Below are 18,355 nucleotides of genomic sequence, written 5' to 3'. Positions count from 1 at the left end.
CGATGGGTATCACCTTTGGTTCAACCCATCCTACGTGCTGGGAAATAGAAAATCCGATGCCATAGACCTAGCATCGGACTTTCAGGGAAACCTCATTCGGGACTCAAGTACTTAAGTTAACAGCATTACGTCCCAGAGATGAGTCGTTGGCTCATTTCTCAGCTAAAGTCGCACTTATCAGAAGTCGTATCGGGCACCTATAGTAAGGTTGCGTGGGCTGCCGTAATACCCGACCCCCAGATTCCCAATGGCGCTATAATATTCTTCATTTAGTAGGTTATTGATGTTTAGTGTTATGGCAATGTCTTGGTTGACTTTGTAACGTGCCATTGCATCGATTACTACATAATCACCCTGTATGGCCTTACCCCCTAAGGCTGCATAGTCTACAACCATTTTCGATGACCAACGCGCGCCGCCACCGATGGTAAGCTTTTGCCACTCTCCAGAGAAATTGTAGATGCTCCAAAGTTTCAAAGTATCCAGAGGGTGTTCCGTTGTCCTCCGGGTGCCATCGGAGTTTTCAGATCTTGAATGACTATAACTGCCGCTGAAATTCCAGTCAGGAAGTATCTCGCCGGCAATCTCAATATCAAGACCCTTGGTTTCCATGCCATCAATGGCACGGTAATAAGCAACGTTCGAAGAGTCGTAGCCTGCGAGCTCCGTAGCGTTGTCACGATTAATTTGGTAGATTGCCAAGTTAGCATTCAGTCGTCCATTGTAAAACTCACCTTTCCAGCCGGCTTCATAGTTGGAGCCTATCTGTGGTGCAATAACTTTTCCATTAATATCGTTGACATTGTTGGGGGTGAAAATGTCGGTATAACTAATGTAGATTGACTGCTCTGGTGTCAGATCATAAACCAGTCCTGCATAAGGAGTGACTTCGCCGATTTTATTGTAAGAAGTTCGTCCGCTGTAGTTGGATGCAGGGATGACAGACTGAAAGTCATATTTGTAGTCAGAAGCGCGTGCTCCTATTATGATATGTAAATCTTCGATGGGCTTGAGTCTAAGAGCTGTGTAATAGCCTTTTTGTATGATTTTATAATCTTGATAAAGATAAAGGTTGTTGGATGTTGGTTTCATGTTGTTTATTTTGGATATGTCAATAGTGGCTGATCTGTATCCGTAAGAATCATAATGGTCTCTGTAGTTGCTGTATTCATATCCTATAATTGCCTGATGTTCTCTTCCTATTAACTGGAACGGGCCTTGAAGGCTTATGGATGCTGATTTTTGGGTCTGATTGGCGATAATTGCGCTGTAAGTATATGCGCTAATAGTGTTTGTGTTTTTGTTGACAGAGGCACTGGCGTTTGCCCGTATGTTAGCGATGTTTTTTCCTTCCCTATCTACATCCATGTAATTTCCAGCAACTACCAGCTTCCAGTCGTGTTTCAGTTCTTGGTCGATATTGAAGAAGTAATTAGTTGTTTCAAACTCCATGTTTCCATGCTTGGATGCAACTGTTGTGGAATGCGAGAAGTTTGTCTGCTCTCCGTTGCTATACATCAATGGGACGCCGCTGGAGCCATGGGACTCATATTTTTGATAGTCAATGCCAACTCTAATCGTAGTGCTATCCGTGATATCTGACTCTGTCACACCATAAATAACGTCTCTTTCTTGGCTGTAGCCATCTACAAAACTATCATTTTCTTGCTTGGCCCCGACAAAACGGGCGCGTAGCTTTCCATTTTCTATCAGCGGGCTGGAGACATCCACTTGGCCCCGGTAGTCGTCCCAGTGGCCGACGCTGCTTGACAGACTGGCCTGGAATTCCTTGGTGGGTTTCTTACGTATCATATTGACCACGCCACTCGGCACTCCGGCACCGGTCAGCAATCCGGTAGCGCCACGCACGACTTCAATCCTGTCGTAAATGGACATGTCGGCGAGATTTTGCGGCATGTTCTGAGTCGCGTTTTCAACGTGGGTGGTAAGGCCGTCGAATTGATACTCACTGATTTGTTGCCCGCGCGAATAAATATTGAAGCGTTCCGCTGCATCGCGGGAAATAGTGACGCCCGGTGTTTGCTCCAGCACCTTGGTAATACTGGTCAGGTTCTGGTCATCCATCCTCTGGCGGGTAACGACGCTGATGGATTGTGGTGTTTCCCTGATCGACAAGTTCATCTTGGTGGCAGTACTGGTCGAGCCAGTAGTGTATGAACCTGTCCCTTCCGTCGTGGCTGCACCCCTGATCGAGGTGCTGGTCACGCTCGTTGCTCCCAACTCCAGCGCCGATCCTTGCGCGACCGGTTGTACGCTGATGGCGCCGCTTTCCGTGGTCAGCAGTTGCAGGCCGCTGCCGGCCAGGGCTTGGCGGACGGCTTCGTGTGTCTCCAGTTGGCCGTGGACCGGGGCGCTACGCTTGCCTTGCAGCAGCGCGGGGTCGGCGGCGATCAACTGGCCGCTCTGGCGGGCGATCTGGCGCAGGGTCTGCTCCAGAGGGGCGCTGGGCAGGGCGTAGGACTGGGTGTCGGCCAGGGCCGTGAGCGGCAGGTGGGCAAGGCTGATGGTGACCGCCAGGGCGAGGGCGTTGGGGCGTAGCCGGGGGATGTGCATGAGTGGTGTCCTTGTCGCTGTTATGTGGGCAATCACTCCTTATGTGCAACGAGTGGGCGAAACCCTTTATCCGAATGCGAAATATTTTCCTTTACCTGTGTCCTTGCCGTGAATGGCACCTCTTGGGTAGGCAGGTCCATGGCCTGGCGTTTTCGTGGAGCAAAAAGGCCTTTGCAGCGAAACACATCGATTGCCGGACGGCTGTGGGGCGTCGGGCGTAGCTGAATGAGCGGCGTTGTTGTTCCTGGTGCGCATGGCGCACTCTACGAGTCGCTAGGCCAGGTCGATCAGGGTCAGGGGGCCGTAGTGACGAACCTGGATCGGCAGGATGTCTTGCAGTGCTTGGAGGCTGCGCGGCACGTCATCCAGTGGGAATACGCCGAAGACGCGCAGGTCCGCCGCTGTCGGGGAAAGACGCAGCAGGCCGCGATGATAGGGGCGCAGGCTGTCGATCACCTGGGCCAGGGGTTGGTCGCTGACTTCCAGTTGCCCGTCGACCCAGGCGCTCAGGCGCGCCGAGGCGCCCAGCGGGGTCAGCCGGTCGCTCTCGAAATCCAGCGCCTGGCCGCTGGCCAGCACGGCCCGCTGGCCGTTGCGGGTGGTGATTTCCACGCTGTGTCGCTGCACCTCGACCAGGCTGTGCCCGGGCGCCTGGCGTACGCTGAAGCAGGTGCCGAGGGCGCGTACCAGGCCCTCGGCGGTTTCCACGATCAGCGGGCGTGTGGTGTCGCGGGCCACGTCGATCAGCAAGGCGCCCTGGCGCAGGCGCAGTAGGCGTCGCTGCCGGTCGAAGGCTAGGTCGACCACCGTGCGCGCATCCAGGGTCAACTGGCTGCCGTCGTCCAGACGCAGTCGCTTGCGTTCGCCGGTGCGGCTGCTGAGGTCGGCCAACAGCCCGTTCAGCGGCCTGTCCCGTTGCGTCACCAACAGTCCGCTGGCGCCCAGCAGCAGCGCCAGCGCGCCGCCGTCGCGCAACAGCTTGCGGCGGCTGGCGGAAAGGCTCGACTGGCGCAGCAGGCGCGTCGCCGCCTGCAATTGCCCTGGGAGGTGGCTTTCCGCGTTGGTCAGACGCTCCACCGCGGGAGCGAGGCCGCCTTGCAGTCGCTCCCAGGCCGCACGGTGGCCTGGGTTGGCGGACAACCATTGCTCGAACGCGCGCTGGTCTTCGGCGCTGGCCGTGCCCGAGCCCAGGCGGAGCATCCAGTCGATGGCCGATTCGCCGGCGGGGTCGAGCCGGCTCATGGTGTGTTGGCGAGGTAGCAATGCACCAGAGCCTGGCGTATCCAGCGCTCCACGGTGGATAGCGAGACGCCGAGGTGCGCAGCGATCTGCGGGTGGCTCATGCCTTCCAGGCGGTTGAGCAGGAAGGCGTGACGTACCTTGTCGGGCAGGTCGCCGAGGAGCTGGTCGATCAGCAGGATGGCTTCGCTCAACAGGGCCAGTTCCTCCTCCGACGGCGCGCTCGCCTCGGGCAGTTCGGCCAGCGCCGCCAGGTAGTTGCGCTCCAGCTCCTGGCGGCGCCAGAAGTCCCAGAGCATGCGCTTGGCCAGGGTTTGCAGGTAGGCGCGAGGCTCCCGTAGCTGCTCGGCCTGGCCGGAGCGCAGTACGCCGAGGAAGGTGTCCTGGGCCATGTCCGCCGCATCTTCACGTTTGCCCAGGCGACGGCGGAGCCAGCCATAGAGCCAGGTATGGTGCTCGCGATAGAGACGGTCGAGGTGGCTGTGCGGCATGGGACTGATCGGCTTTGATAGGAATGATTATTCTTGTATTTCGGCGCGGATGCCGCAAGGGATTCCTGAGTCGGAGGCAGCGCGCCAGGGGCGCCACCTGGGTTCCCGCCTGCGCGGGAACGACGATGGGTGTTTGCCCTAGCGGGGCTTTCCATGAGGGCTGTGAGCGGAGCGTGCCGTGTCCGGATCCATGGGCGGTTGCCTTGCAACGTCGTCTGGCGATGACGTTGCAAGGCGCGCTTGCTAGAAGTAGCGGGTCACGCTGAGTTTGGCATTGCGCCCTTGCACATAGGCGGAGTCGCCTGCCAGTGCTTGCCGATAGAAGCGGTTGAACAGGTTGTCCACGGTCAGGTTGATGTGGGTGCCTGCCAGCCCTGGCTGCCTGGGCGCCCACTCGGCGAAGAGGCGATGGCTGTCATAGCTGTCGTTGGCGAAGTGGTCCCATGAACTCTCGCCCGTGACGTCGTAGAGGTCGCTTGGCATACGGTCCGTCTTGCGCACGAACTCGCCCTGCCAGCCGAAGATCGCGTCGATTTCGTAGACTTTCACCCCCAGTGTCGCGACCCATTTTGGCGGCGGAATGTCACGCGCCCAGACATCCGGCCCCCAGGGGTTGGAATAGGCGCCCTGGTGTTTGCCGGTCATCCAGGCATAGGACAGGCTGGCGAACAGGCGCTGGCTGTCGTAGTAGCTCTCGATTTCCACACCTTTGATCGTCAGGTCGCCGATGTTGCGGTAGTTGGGCAATGGCAGGAGTTCCGCGCACTTGGCCGAGATGCTGCCACCTTCGATGGCCTGGCGCTCGCAGGCAATGGAGCGGAACTTGAAGATTTCGTCGCTGATACGGTTGTGGAACAGGGTGGTGCGCACCTGCAGGTTGTCGCCGGATTGCAGCAGGTCGTTCAGGGTGACGACGCTGCCTGCACGCAGGGCGCGGATGCGCTCCGGGTCGAGTTGGCGACTGGTTCCGCCGATGGTGGTGCTGTTCTGCAATTCGTATTGCTCGTCGATGACCGGGGCACGCCAGGTCTTGCTGTAGTCGGCGAACAGCCCCAGGTTGTCGTTGAGACGCCAGAACAGCGACAGACGCGGCGACCAGCCCGAGTAGCTCTTGGCGCCGTAGTCATGGCCGCGTTCGGCGTTCTGGTAGATCGGCGCCAGGTTGGCCTTGCCTTCGTTGCGCACGCTGTCGAAGCGCAGCGAGGGGGTGATGGTCAGGTTGCCGAGGGTGATGGCGTCCTTCAGGTAGGCGCTTTGCGTACGGGTGTTGCCGCGCGGCATGAAGTAGGGCTGGAACCAGCCGTAGTTGTACTGCGGTGTGGCATAGGTCGAACCGGGCAGGTACATCAGCACATCGCGCACATGGTGCTGCCAGGCCACGCCTGTGGTCAGTTCGTGCGCCAGCGTGCCGGTATCGAAGCGACTGACGTTGCGCAGTTCCATGACGGTGTCGTCGTACTCGGTGTTGATCCACTTGCCGCCCGAGGTCATCGAGTAGTTCGCGCCTTCGCGCCTTCGCGCCGTTCGTCCGTCTGTTCGGTCTTCGAGTAGGAGTAGGTGAACTCGAGGTCCAGCCAGGGGTTGTCGAGGGGCTCGTAGTCGTACTTCAGCGACCAGGTGGTGTCGGTGACTTCACGGTCCGCCATGTTGATGCGCATGGCTTTTTCCAGGTCGCCATCATTTCTGTTGATGGTGTACCAGCTCGGCAGGAAGAAGGTCACGGCGCTGAAGGGCAGGAAGGCTTCGTTGTGCGAGCGACTGAAGGACAGCCCCAGGTGGTGCTCGTCATTGAAGTGGAGGTTGGCCTTGATCAGGCCGGCCTCCAGGTTCTGGTCGCTGTAGGGGTAGCGGGCCGGGTAGCGGTAGCTTTCCCCGGCGAACTGGATGTGGTCGGCCAGCTTCACATCGTTGCCGTCGCGTTTGGTCAGGAATACCAGGGCGTCGGCGAAACCATCCTCCGTCCGGCCATAGACGGCGCCGCTGTATTTCTGCTGCTGGTCGTTGCTCTGGTAGCCGTACTTGAGCATGGCGCCGACGTTCTGGCCCTCCTTGAGCAGGTCCGGTGCGTCCTTGGTCTCCATGTGCACGCTGCCGCCGAAGCCGCCGTTGCCGGTGAAGACCGAGTGCGGGCCTTTTTCCACTTCGATGCGTTTGATCAGCTCTGGCTCGATGAAGACGGTGCCTTGCTGGTAGCGCTCGAAGCCACTCTTGGAAGCACCATTGAGGCTGATGGAGATGTCTTCCGCATCCCCCAGGCCCCAGATATTGATGGTCTGACCGCCCGGACGGATCGAGCCGCCCATGCTGACGCCCGGCAGGGTCTGCAACAACGAGGGAATGTTGTCGGCCTGCTGGCGTTCGATTTCCTTGCGGGTCAGGGTCGAGCGGCCGACGCTGTCCGGGCTGACGCTGCGTCCGTCACCCATGATGAACTGCGCGCCCAGGTCGATGGCGTTGCTGTCGGAGACTTTCTGGCGCTGGCGGATGATGAAGCCGTTGGCGGTTTTCGCATATTCCAGGTCGCTGCCGAACAGCAATTGCTGCAGTGCCGCCTCGGGGGTGTACTGGCCGCGAAGGCCGACGCTGGGCAGGTCCTGCAGCTGTTGGCGAGAGTAGGAGAGCAGTGTGCCGCTCTCGACGCCGAAGCGTGCCAGTACCGACTCCAGCGATCCGGCGGGTATGTCGAAGTGTTGCTGGCTGGCATGCGCGGGTGTCGCCGCGGTGATGCCGAGCGCGAGTGGTGTCGTGAGCAGAAGGGTGCGCAGTGCCTGGGCGAGAAGATGCTTGTGTTGTGATCTGTGTTGGCGACTCATTGGTATCCCCCGGTGGAGCCAAAGAAAGGAACTTCACTTTCATTGCCCCGCCGGAATCGAAAATGGCTCACAGAAAAGAAGAATTATTATTTCGACTGGAGGCGTACCCAGTAGCGGCTGAACGACTGGACCCGCACCGGCAGTGTTTCTTGCAGCATGGCCAGCACCTGGTCACTGCGGTGCAGTGCATAGGTACCGGAAACCGGCAATGACGCTATCGCCGGTGCGCAGTCCAGGTGCCCGGGCCGGTAGCGGCCAAGGCGTTGCAGCAATTCGCCCAGCGGCATGTCGCGGGCGACCAGCATGCCTTTGGTCCAGGACGCGGATTGTTCGTCCAGGCTGTTCCGCTGGCGCAGGCCTTCAGGCCCGAAGCGAGCCTGGTGGCCTGCCCGGATGACGCCGACAGGCTGGAGGGATTGTTCCGTGGTAATGGCGACGGCCCCCTCGAACACGCTGACTTCCGTCTCGGCTGACGTGGCGAACTGGTTGACCGAGAAGCGTGTGCCCAGTGCCTGCAAGGTGCCGTTGCGGGTGCTTACCCGAAGCGGGCGTTGGTGTGGGTCATGGGCGCTGGAGAGCAGCAATTGGCCATCGATCAGGTGGATCAGGCGCTGCTGGTCGTCATAGTGGATCGCCACCGATGTATTGGCATCCAGCTCCAGTTGGCTGCCATCGGCCAGGGTCAGGCTGCGCCGCTCCCCGGTTCCCGTGTGCAGGTCGGCTTGCCAGTGCTGCCAGAGCAGGCTATCGCGGGCGCTCCAGACGATGCTTCCGGTAGCCGCCAGGACCATCAGCGTCTTCATCAGTTGGCGCCGACTCGGCAGGGCGCGGCTGGCCAGGGTGGCGTGCGCCAGCGGCGAGGAGAAGGCCTGCAAGTTCCGGCTGAAGCCCTGCATGCGTTGCCAGGCCCGCTCATGTTCCGGGTTTGCCGCTCGCCAGTTCTGGCATTTCTGCCGCAGCCCGGGATCGTCCGGTTGCTCTTGCAGATCGAGCAGCCATTCGGCGGCCTGGCGCACCACGGCCTTGCTGATGGGAGCGTCAGTCATCGGCCAGGCAGCAGCGCTGGAGGGCTCGCACGACATGCCGTTTGACCGTGGCCACGGAAATGCCCAGCTCGGTAGCGATATCCGCCTGCTTCATGCCGTCGAGCTGCGACAGCAGGAAGGCCTTGCGCACGATGAACGGCAGTTCGCCCAGGGCACGGTCGATGGCCAGCAGCGACTCGAACAGCAGAGTGTGCAGTTCCGGTGAGGGTGCTTCTTGCTCGGGTAATTGCGCCAGGGCTTGCTGGTAGGCGCGCTCGATATGACGGTGGCGATGGAAATTCGCCAGGATGCCTTTGGCGACGGTCACCAGCAGCGCCTGGGATTCGCGAATCTCCAGATCGTGACGCTTTTTCAGCAAGCGCAGGAAAACATCATGGCTCAGGTCACTCGCATCGGCATTGCAGTCGAGGCGACGGCGCAGCCAGGTATGCAGCCAGGTGTGGTGCTCACGATAGAGCTGGTCGATATCGGCAGGAGGCATGGCGGGATTTGATATTAAATAAGAATGATTATTCTTGTGTTTTGTTCGGGGTATCGCAAGCACTTCCTGTCTGTGCCGGATCGGCGGCTTGGCTTTCCTCCTCCAGCTTGAGTAGACTCCTCCCTGTTCTTGTCGGGGTGCCCAGAGTCGTGGGCTGAGATCGGAGAGTTCCGGATCCCGTTGAACCTGATCAGGTTAAGGCCTGCGTAGGGAACAAGAGGTGTCTGCCCAGCCGCTGGTTTCAGTGGTGATCTGGCCGACGCCCCCGCACCGCGTTCGTGGTGCGCCCGCGCCCTGGCTGTTCGAGCATGCCGGCGCTTCTGTCCGAATCCCGTATGTTCCAGCAGCCAGTGCGCGGCGCTGTTTCGCCGCGCCATCAGGTTCACTCCGACATTCAGCCAGGAGCCGAGCCGATGAGCGTCAAACAACAACAGCATCTCAGTGAGTCCGCGCAGGTCGACCAGCAGTCGATCCAGCCGTTTCCCCGTTCGCAGAAAATCTACGTGCAAGGCAGTCGCCCGGATATCCGTGTGCCGATGCGCGAAATCAGCCTGGATGTGACGCCCACCGCCTTCGGTGGCGAAATCAATCCACCGGTCACCGTCTATGACACCTCCGGTCCCTACACCGACCCGAGCGTGACCATCGACGTGCGCCAGGGCCTGGCCGACGTGCGTTCGCCGTGGATCATCGACCGTGATGACACCGAGCTGCTGGCGGGACTGACCTCGCACTTCGGCCAGCAGCGCCTGAACGACGCCGAACTGACCAAGATGCGCTTCGCCCATGTGCGCAACCCACGCCGCGCCAAGCCGGGGCGTAACGTCAGCCAGATGCACTACGCACGCCAGGGCATCATCACGCCGGAGATGGAATACGTCGCCATCCGCGAGAACATGAAACTGGCCGAGCTGCGCGATGCCGGCCTGCTCAAGGAGCAGCATGCCGGGCACAGCTTCGGTGCCAGCATTCCGAAGGAGATCACGCCCGAATTCGTGCGCAGCGAGATCGCCCGTGGCCGCGCCATCATTCCGGCCAACATCAACCACACCGAGCTGGAGCCGATGATCATCGGCCGTAACTTCCTGGTGAAGATCAACGGCAACATCGGCAACTCGGCGTTGGGGTCGAGCATCGAGGAAGAGGTGGCCAAGCTGACCTGGGGCATCCGCTGGGGCTCGGACACGGTGATGGACCTGTCCACCGGCAAGCACATCCATGAAACCCGCGAGTGGATCATCCGCAACTCGCCGGTACCGATCGGCACCGTGCCGATCTACCAGGCCCTGGAGAAGGTCAACGGCGTGGCCGAAGACCTGACCTGGGAGCTGTTCCGTGACACCCTGATCGAACAGGCCGAGCAAGGCGTGGACTACTTCACCATCCACGCCGGTGTGCTGCTGCGCTATGTGCCGCTGACCGCCAAGCGTGTGACCGGCATCGTCAGCCGTGGCGGCTCGATCATGGCCAAATGGTGCCTGGCGCACCACAAGGAGAATTTCCTCTACACCCACTTCGAGGAAATCTGCGAAATCATGAAGGCCTACGACGTCAGCTTCTCGCTGGGCGACGGCCTGCGCCCCGGTTCGATTGCCGACGCCAACGACGCTGCGCAGTTCGGTGAGCTGGAAACCCTCGGCGAGCTGACCAAGATCGCCTGGAAGCACGACGTGCAGTGCATGATCGAAGGCCCCGGCCACGTGCCGATGCAGTTGATCAAGGAGAACATGGACAAGCAGTTGGAGTGCTGCGACGAGGCGCCGTTCTACACCCTGGGCCCGCTGACCACCGATATCGCCCCCGGTTACGACCACATCACCAGCGGGATCGGTGCGGCGATGATCGGCTGGTTCGGTTGCGCCATGCTCTGCTACGTCACGCCCAAGGAGCACCTGGGGCTGCCGAACAAGGATGACGTGAAGACCGGCATCATCACCTACAAGATCGCCGCCCACGCCGCCGACCTGGCCAAGGGGCATCCGGGGGCGCAGATTCGTGACAACGCGCTGAGCAAGGCGCGCTTCGAGTTCCGCTGGGAGGACCAGTTCAACCTCGGGCTCGACCCCGACACTGCCCGCAGCTTCCATGACGAAACCCTGCCCAAGGATTCGGCCAAGGTCGCGCACTTCTGCTCCATGTGCGGGCCGAAGTTCTGCTCGATGAAGATCACCCAGGAAGTCCGCGAATACGCGGCGGAGAACGGCCTGACCGACGAGCAGAAGGCCATCGAGGCCGGCTTCGCCGAGCAGGCGGACCGCTTCCGTGACGAAGGGTCGATGATCTACCGGCAGGTGTAGGAGAGGACGCCGCTCCAGGCTCACGCCTGGAGCCAGGCGTTACAGGTACGACGGCTTGAGTATGCCTTGCAGTTGACCGTAGGGAATGAGCAGCTCAGGGTGCCCGCTGGAATAGGGGGCGATGGCGTAGACGTCGTACTTGAGCAATACGCCTTCCTTGAGCAGCGCCACATGCGGGGTGCGCTGGAAGGGCCAGAACTGGATGAAGTCGTCGTCGCGGGCGAAACCGTTGTCGGCCAGCCACTTCCAGTGGGCGTCGGCGGCCTTTTCCCAGAAGGCCTTTTCCTGGCCCGGTAGCAGGACGTTTTCGAGCTGGATTTCGCGGTGTTGTTTCAGGTCGTAGTTGATGAAGCCACGGCCCGGCATGCCATGGGCGCCGCCGGTGAACAGGTAGCTGGACAGTTCGATGATGACCAGGTCGCCATGGCTCTGGCGCACCTTGGCCTGGAGGTAGCTGCTCCAGCCCGGCTCGGCTTTGGCTAGGAAGTCCTTGCGGTAGTTGTCGAGGCTGTCGGGCACCTGGTCGTCGGGAGTGAACTGCGTCATCTGGCGCAGGCGCAGGTCGACCAGCCGGGTCAGGGCGGGCTCTTCGCTGAAGGTCAGCGTATCGATGTTGACCAGCGGGCACTCTTCGCCCTGGCAACCTGGGCTGCGCACTTCCGAGCGCAGGTTTTCGGATTTCGGCTGCGCGCTTCCCAGCAGTTGGCAACCACCAAGGGTGAGGCCGAGCATGGCGACGAGCAGTGTGTTGCGTAGAAAGGTCGAGGTCATCTTGGGTCGTCTGTCGAGTGGGACGGGTGTGTTCGCTTCGACGTTGGAAGCCGGGTGAAGTTCTTGGGACTGGCCGTGGGATGGGCGTCTGCCTATCCGCAGACGCGGCTCCGTTCGTAGAAGCAATAGCCGCTGTTGCGCAGGGTCTTGATCGGCAGGGGCTGTCCGCTGAGGGTTTCGACCTTGCGCCGCAGTCGGCGCATCTGGCTGTCCAGTCGGCGTTGGTCGTAGTGCATGAAGTCGGCGCCGAGGTCCTGCACGATCTGCTCCCGGCTGACGTTGTTGCCGGCCTGCTGCATGAGGCTGTGCAGGACCAGCATGTCCTGCTGCGACAGGGGGATGTGGACGGCGTTGGGCGTCAGCAGGCGCCGGGGGCCGACTTCCAGTTGCCAGAGGGTCTTTTCCTGACGCAACTCCATCCGGCGCGCCAGTGCCGCCAGGGTCGCGGAGAGTTCTTCGAGGTCGCAGCCTTTGCTCAGGTAGTGGTCGGCGCCGATGTCGAGGCCGCCGATCTTGTCGGCGGTGGTGCCTTTGGCACTGAAGATGACGATGCCGAGCGGGTGCCCGCTCTGGCGAAGACGCTGGATGAGTTGCAGGCCGCTGCCATCGGGCAGGCCTATGTCGATCACCGCCAGGTGATGGCGGTGTGCCTGGAAGTGTTGCTCGAATTCGGCGAGGCTGGCGGTTCTCGTGGCTCTGTAGCCTTCTTCGTCGAGGAACTCACCCAGCTCCTGGCGCAGGACGGGCTCGTCTTCGAGCAATATCACATCGATCATCGGCTCTGTTCCGGGGCGTTATGTGCTTTGTATTTCCGCGGGGCATGCACGATATGACAGATCGCTCGCACGCGCACGCGGGTGTTGCAGCGTGATGGCGGAAGCGGGCGTTATACTGCGCCGCCATTCTGGCTTACAACTGCTTCGTAAGGTGTTCCATGCGTAATGATGCCCGCGATGAACTGGATGATGTCCCCAGCCTGGGTACGGCAGGCGAGCGTGATGCAGAACCGGGACGCGCCGAGCCCGAGAAACGCCCGGGGACGGGCGCCGGGACAGGCGTCCTGTGGTGCGTCATCGCGGCGTTGCTGATTTCCTTCGGTGTACTGGGCTGGTGGAGTTTCCAGCAGATCGGCCTGCTCAACATGCGCCTGGTTGCGACCCAGGAGAGTTTCGCGCGCATCAGCGAAGATGCCGCCGGCCGCTTGCAGGACATTTCCGGCAAGGTGGTGGCCGCCGAGTCCAGCGTCAACACCGAGAGCGAAGCGCTCAAGTTGCGCATCAAGCGACTGGAAAGCCAGTTGCTCGAAATCACCCAGCAACAGCAGGCCGTGGCGACCGAGCAGAAGAGTGTGCAGGGCCGCCAGGGCAATCATGACCAGCGCCTGCAGGAGCAGGAGCGCGCGTTGAGTGAAGGCGGTGAGCGGCAGAAGTCCCTCGATGAAGGCCAGCGTGCGTTGCAGGGCGAGCAGAAGGCGCTGAAAGAGGCGCTGGCCAAGGTCACCAGACAGCTCGACGAGCAGGCGCAGAGCCTGGCTGGGCAGAAGCAGAATGCCGCAACGCTGGACGGGCTTGGCAAGGACGTTGCCGCCCTCAAGGCGCGCAGCAATCCCACCCAGGCCATCAGCCGGCTGGAGCAGGACCTGCTGGTGCTGCGCAGCGAACTGGAGAATCGCCCGGCCAGTGGCGCGGGGATCGACACTGCCGAGTTCGACGCTTTCCGGGCCCAGGTCACACGCAATATCAATGCGCTGCAAAGCCAGCTCGCCAATCTGCAGGGCCAGTTGAATGCGCGTTGATTGAGCTGCGTCAATGGACTGGCTGACAGCGCCCGCTGTGCATGGAAGTTTCAGTTGTGAATATTCTGTTGTCATGTCCCGGTGATATCATCGGGGCACTTTTGCCCTATTCGGGGGCGTGGCGGACTTTCTGGCTGGTAATCCATGGCTGCATCGTGCGACTCGTTTATCCACCGTCTGACTTCTCTTCTTCCCAGTGAGCTGGAAAACACCGAACTGGGGCAACTGCTTTCGCCGAAGAAGCACTCGCTGATCCTCAATCGGCGACGGGCGACGCTGATCGTCAATCGGGTGCGCTTGTTCGCCTTCCTGTTCGCCGTATTGACGCCGCTCTGGGGGTTGGTCGACCTCGTGGTGTTCAGTTATCCGTTGTGGATGGGGCTGGCCACCTGCCGCATAGTGGCCAGCCTGGCCTTCGTCTGCCTGCTGCTGTTCTACCGGCCACGCGGCAACATGCTCGATGCCTACCGCTCGATGACTCTGTTGTTCGCCATTCCGACACTCTTCTATATCGCCTCGCACACCCTGCTGGGCGGCCAGCACCTGACCAGTTTCTCGGCGATGGTGGCCACCGGTTATGCCTTCCTGCCGTTCGTGCTGATGGCGGGGCTGGCGATCTTCCCGCTGACGCTCAAGGAAAACCTGGTCCTGGCCAGCGTGCTGCTGTTGGCCCAGGGGCTGGCCGGCTACCTGAACTGGGCGACGTTGAACTGGCCGTCCTTCGCTGGCGGCTTCTGGCTGCTGGCGCTGATCGCCGGCGTGACCGCGCTGGCCAGCATGAGCCAACTGGCGTTCATGATCGCGCTGGTGCGCCAGGCGGTGCGTGACCCGCTGACCGGGATTCTGTCGCGTGGCAGTGGCGAGGAAATCCTCGGCCTGCAATGGAATGCGGTGAAGCGCAGGAATGGTTGCCTGTCCCTGGTGTTCATCGACCTCGACCACTTCAAGGCGGTCAATGACCAGTTCGGGCACGAGGCCGGCGACCGGGTCTTGCGTGAGGCCACCAAGAATATGCTCGGCAGCCTGCGCGGCAGCGACAGCCTGTTGCGCTGGGGGGGCGAGGAGTTCCTGCTGATCATGCCGGACACGGATATACAGCAGGCTCAGCAAGCCTTGCAGCGCTTGCTGAGCAAGGGACTGGGCACGCGCCCTGACGGCCAGCCGCTGACCGCCAGCCTCGGCCTGGCCGAGCGTTGCTTCGATGGCTGCGAGGACTACCAGTCGCTGCTGGAGCTGGCTGACCGGCGCATGTACCTGGCCAAGAGCAGCGGGCGCAATCGCCTGTGCTGGCAGGACGAGAGCGAGGGTGAAACCCTGTTCAGCCTGCCACGGGCCTGACCTTGAAGACATGTTGCAGGTAGGCGACGAACGCCTCGTCCTCGCACATGGTCTTGCCTGGCGAGTCTGAAATCTTTGCCACCGGTTGGCCATTGCAGCGGGTCATCTTGATCACCATGTTGGTCGGTGTGACGCCCGGAATGTCGCAGGTCAGGTTGGTGCCGATGCCGAAGCTGACCCGGCAACGCCCCGCCAGCGCCCGGTACAGGGCCAGCGAGGTGGGGAAGTCCAGCCCGTCGGAGAACACCAGGTTGCGCGTCATGGGGTCGATGCCCAGCTTGCGGTAGTGGGCGATGGCCTTCTCCGCCCACGCCAATGGGTCGCCGGAGTCGTGGCGCAAACCGTCGAACAGCTTGGCGAAGTACAGGTCGAAGTCGGCCAGGAAGGCATCCATGGTGATGCAGTCGGTCAGTGCCGTGCCCAGTGCGCCCCGGTATTCCCTGGCCCAGCAGTCGAGCGCGGCGACCTGGCTGTCGATCAGGCGCGGGCCGAGTTGCTGGTGGGCCATGATCCACTCGTGCGCCATGGTGCCCATCGGTTTCACGCTAAGGGTCCGCGCCAGGTGCACGTTGCTGGTGCCGGCGAAATGGCCAGGAAAGTCCCGCCGCAGGCTGTCCACCACCATCGCCTGCACGGCGTAGGAGAAGCGCCGACGGGTGCCGAAGTCTGCCAGGGTGAAGCCGGTCAGCTCCTCCGGCGTCATCTGTTGTTGCAGCCACAGGTATTTTTCTTCCAGCCGCGCATGAGCCTGTTCCAGCTGGACGTGCGGGTACAGGGCGCGGTTGCGGACTTCGCTGATGATCGCCAGCAGGGGAATCTCGAACAGGATCACATGCAGCCAGGGGCCGCGCAGGCGGATCACCAGTTCGCCCTGTTCGACGCCGATCCGCACGTAGCGCAGGTCGAAGCGGAACAGGCCGAGGAAGCGGATGAAGTCCGGTTGCATGTAGGGAATGTCTTCGAGGAAGGCCAGTTCCTCGGGTTGCATTCTCAGTTCGCTCAAGGCTTCCAACTGTTCGCGCACGGCGTCCAGGTACGGCGCCAGGTTTTCGCCGGAGCGGCTGCGAAAGGCCCATTCCACCTCCGCATTGGGGTAGTGGTGCAGCACGGCCTGCATCATGGTCAGCTTGTAGAAGTCGGTGTCCAGCAGGCTTTGTACGATGCGTTCGGAAAAGGCTTGGGTCATGGCGGGCTCCGTGTCCAGGTCGTGCGTGAGGGTGGCGGGATTCTCGCATGTCGAGAGCGACGGTGCCCGCGACACGATATTGGATGCAATGCTGGGCAAAGGCTCATTTACACTATGAGCCCGGCGCAAGGCCTGTAGGGGCCTGCCCCAACCATGCCCTGGCTTGTTGGCCCGCTGCCGGGCGTCTTTATCTTTTGCGGTGTTCCCCGTGTCTTCGATCCTGTTGCGTGTGCTGTCGCTGTGGTTCTGCCTGTGCCTGCCGGTCGGGGTGCTGGCGGATGCCTTGCGTCTGGAAAGCGACATGCATTCCTCCTCGACCTCCGGGTATCTGGAGCGTTTCGACGACCCCAGTGGGCGAATGAGCGTGACGGATGTGGATGCCGCATCCGATTGGCAGCCACTGCCGCATGGCTTGAGTGCGGGGTTCAGCCCGGTGACGATCTGGCTGCGCCTGGACCTGCGGACGGCGGCGGATGCACGGCGCAACTGGGTGCTGTCATTGAGCAATGCACTGCTCGACGATGTGCAGGTCTATCTGCGCGATGGCGAGCAATGGCGGCTGATCGGCCTCAGTGGCGAGAATGTGCCGCGTGCTCTCTGGCCGGTGGAGAACCGCAGCCCGGCATTTCTGCTGCCGCCTTTGGTGCACAGCGAGCAGCGCCTGATGGTGCGCTTGCAGAGCAAGAATGCCCTGGCGGTGCGCCTGGATATCTGGGAGCAGCAGGCGTTCAACGACCACTCCCGGCGCGAGGCGCTGTTCTCCGGTGTGTACTTCGGTTTCTACCTGCTGCTTATCTGCTCCTTCGCGGTGTTCTGGCGACTGACGTCCGCCCGCGACAGCGGCCTGTTCCTCACTTATGTCGTCACTGGCGTGCTCAGCGAGACCCTGTCCCTTGGCCTGATCCAGCAGGCCACCGGATTGCCCGTCTGGTGGAGCGATCGCCTGCTGGGGGTCGCACTCATCATTGGCCTGCCGGTCGGCCTGCTGCTGGCGATGCGCCAACTGGAGTTGCAGGCACTGTACCCACGGGCCGTACGTTGGGTATTCCGCCTGTGCAGCCTGTTTGCCGGATTGATGGGGATTGTGGTCCTGCTGGGGTATTACGGCTGGGCCATGGCGCCGGCCCAGACGGTCGCCCTGCTGGCGATTCTCTTCCTGACACTGCTCGCGGTGCGGCTGTGCCTGCGAGGGTATGTGCCGGCCCGGTTCTTCCTGTTGGCATTCGGTGTGTTCTATGTCGGTATTCTCATCGGCTTCCTGCGCAACCTTGGCTACCTGCCGGTCAACACCTGGACCGAGCATGCCTCGAGTGTCGGGGCGATGTGGTACATGGGGCTGATCAGCTTGCGCATCGTCTCGCGCTACCATCGCCAGCGGCGCGAGCATGACCGGGCCCAGGGCATGTTGCTGGCCGAGTTGGCCCAGCAACACAGCGAGCGGTTGGAGCAGCAGGTCATGCAGCGTACCTCGGAGCTGCGTGAGGAAATCGGGCGGCGCGAGTGCCTGGAGCAGGAGTTGCGCAACGCGCTGTCACTGGAGCGGCAAGTGCGCGAAGAGCAGCGCGATTTCGTCGCGATGGTGTCCCATGAGTTCCGCACCCCACTGGCCATCATCACCACGACGGCACAGCGCCTGGGCGGCACGCTGGACCCTGTCGAGCAGCGCAACCAGGAGCGTTGCCAGCATATCCGCAAGGCTTCCCAACGCCTGCTGGCGCTGGTGGACGATTACCTGAGCGATGAGCGCATGACGGAGACCCAGGCCGAGCCACGGCTGGCGCATTTCGGCCTGCCGTGCCTGCTCGCTAGCCTACAGGACGAGTTCGCCACCGGGCGCATCCACCTGGACTATCGACTGCCGGGGCCAGAGCTGTATTGCGACAGTGGGCTGTTGCGTATCGCCCTGCGTAACCTGCTGGCCAATGCCGACCGCCATGCGCCGGAGCATGAGCCGGTCACGCTCGAGGTGACGGGGCAGGGTGAGTTCGTCAGCTTCCGCGTCATCAATGGTGGCGATGCCATCGGCGATGAGGAGCGTGCACGGCTGTTCCAGAAGTACTTCAGGGGTCAGGCGGCCCAGTTGAGTCCGGGAGCCGGGCTGGGGCTTTACCTGGTGCGGCGCATTGCCAGGATGCTCGGTGGCGAGGTGCGTTTGGAAGCTGCGGGGGAGGCTGGCATAGTGGCCTTCTGTTTGCTGTTGCCATGGCGGCGTACGGGCGAAGTAGCAGAGTGATCGAGTCGGGTATTGCTCAGCTTCCCTCAGTTCTATCTGGGGAGAGTCCAGTAAATTGATCCGCCTGGATGGCCATGAGCCATTGCGTCAC

At 61.6% G+C, this 18,355-nt stretch carries 12 protein-coding genes, 1 pseudogene and 1 riboswitch; of the genes and pseudogenes, 4 read left to right on the top strand and 9 right to left on the bottom strand.

Annotated features, from left to right (window positions below; genetic code table 11):
• Positions 1-177 precede the first annotated feature (177 nt).
• The 6 genes and pseudogenes from HW090_RS06615 to HW090_RS06590 all read right to left on the bottom strand — a co-directional run bounded on the left by HW090_RS06615 (position 178) and on the right by HW090_RS06590 (position 8,644).
• On the bottom strand, positions 178-2,574 hold the full coding sequence (locus tag HW090_RS06615) for a TonB-dependent siderophore receptor (protein ID WP_179112764.1): 2,397 nt from the start codon (positions 2,572-2,574) through the stop codon (positions 178-180).
• A 273-nt stretch (positions 2,575-2,847) separates the two neighbouring features.
• Positions 2,848-3,816, bottom strand: a complete 969-nt coding sequence (locus tag HW090_RS06610; RefSeq protein ID WP_179112763.1) for a FecR domain-containing protein — start codon at positions 3,814-3,816, stop codon at positions 2,848-2,850.
• Positions 3,813-4,304 (bottom strand): sigma-70 family RNA polymerase sigma factor, encoded by a 492-nt coding sequence (locus HW090_RS06605; RefSeq protein WP_179112762.1) that lies wholly within the window; start codon positions 4,302-4,304, stop codon positions 3,813-3,815. Before HW090_RS06605 ends, HW090_RS06610 begins: the two co-directional genes overlap by 4 nt.
• Positions 4,305-4,547: 243 nt before the next feature.
• Positions 4,548-7,117 (bottom strand): annotated as a pseudogene (locus tag HW090_RS18105) (TonB-dependent hemoglobin/transferrin/lactoferrin family receptor).
• 86 nt (positions 7,118-7,203) lie between these two features.
• Positions 7,204-8,163, bottom strand: a complete 960-nt coding sequence (locus HW090_RS06595) for a FecR domain-containing protein (protein WP_179112761.1) — start codon at positions 8,161-8,163, stop codon at positions 7,204-7,206.
• Positions 8,156-8,644, bottom strand: coding sequence for a sigma-70 family RNA polymerase sigma factor (locus tag HW090_RS06590; protein ID WP_179112760.1), 489 nt, complete (start codon positions 8,642-8,644; stop codon positions 8,156-8,158). The genes HW090_RS06595 and HW090_RS06590 overlap by 8 nt, the downstream gene beginning before the upstream one ends.
• 123 nt (positions 8,645-8,767) lie before the next feature.
• Positions 8,768-8,874, top strand: a riboswitch (TPP riboswitch).
• 183 nt (positions 8,875-9,057) lie between these two features.
• On the opposite strand from HW090_RS06590, the gene thiC reads away from it, so the two are divergent.
• Positions 9,058-10,941, top strand: coding sequence for a phosphomethylpyrimidine synthase ThiC (gene thiC / locus HW090_RS06585; protein ID WP_179112759.1), 1,884 nt, complete (start codon positions 9,058-9,060; stop codon positions 10,939-10,941).
• Positions 10,942-10,980: 39 nt separating this feature from the next.
• On the opposite strand, the gene HW090_RS06580 is transcribed toward thiC, so the two are convergent.
• Positions 10,981-11,712: an RsiV family protein gene (locus tag HW090_RS06580; RefSeq protein WP_179112758.1), complete on the bottom strand. Its 732-nt coding sequence runs from the start codon at positions 11,710-11,712 to the stop codon at positions 10,981-10,983.
• Positions 11,713-11,804: 92 nt separating this feature from the next.
• Complete coding sequence (locus HW090_RS06575) at positions 11,805-12,488, bottom strand: response regulator transcription factor (protein ID WP_179112757.1); 684 nt, start codon at positions 12,486-12,488, stop codon at positions 11,805-11,807.
• A 158-nt stretch (positions 12,489-12,646) separates the two neighbouring features.
• Between HW090_RS06575 and HW090_RS06570 the strand changes: the two genes are divergently transcribed.
• Positions 12,647-13,507 carry an ATPase gene (locus HW090_RS06570; RefSeq protein WP_179112756.1) on the top strand — a complete coding sequence of 287 codons (861 nt, stop codon included), beginning with the start codon at positions 12,647-12,649 and terminating at the stop codon, positions 13,505-13,507.
• A gap of 144 nt (positions 13,508-13,651) precedes the next feature.
• Entirely contained in the window at positions 13,652-14,845 is a 1,194-nt protein-coding gene (locus HW090_RS06565; protein ID WP_179112755.1) for a diguanylate cyclase, read from the top strand.
• Here HW090_RS06565 and pncB read toward each other — a convergent pair.
• The gene (gene pncB, locus HW090_RS06560; protein ID WP_179112754.1) at positions 14,826-16,031 is read right to left on the bottom strand and encodes a nicotinate phosphoribosyltransferase; all 1,206 of its coding nucleotides are present in this window, start codon (positions 16,029-16,031) and stop codon (positions 14,826-14,828) included. The two genes, HW090_RS06565 and pncB, sit on opposite strands and share 20 nt — an antisense overlap.
• Positions 16,032-16,239: 208 nt before the next feature.
• Here pncB and HW090_RS06555 point away from each other — a divergent pair, with 208 nt between their 5' ends.
• Positions 16,240-18,264, top strand: a complete 2,025-nt coding sequence (locus HW090_RS06555; protein ID WP_218673564.1) for a sensor histidine kinase — start codon at positions 16,240-16,242, stop codon at positions 18,262-18,264.
• Positions 18,265-18,355: the final 91 nt, after the last annotated feature.

This window comes from Pseudomonas sp. ABC1 (assembly GCF_013395055.1).
Lineage (GTDB): Bacteria > Pseudomonadota > Gammaproteobacteria > Pseudomonadales > Pseudomonadaceae > Stutzerimonas.
The sequence above is the reverse complement of the archived record's forward strand: the minus strand, read 5'-3'. Positions and strand labels throughout refer to the sequence as shown.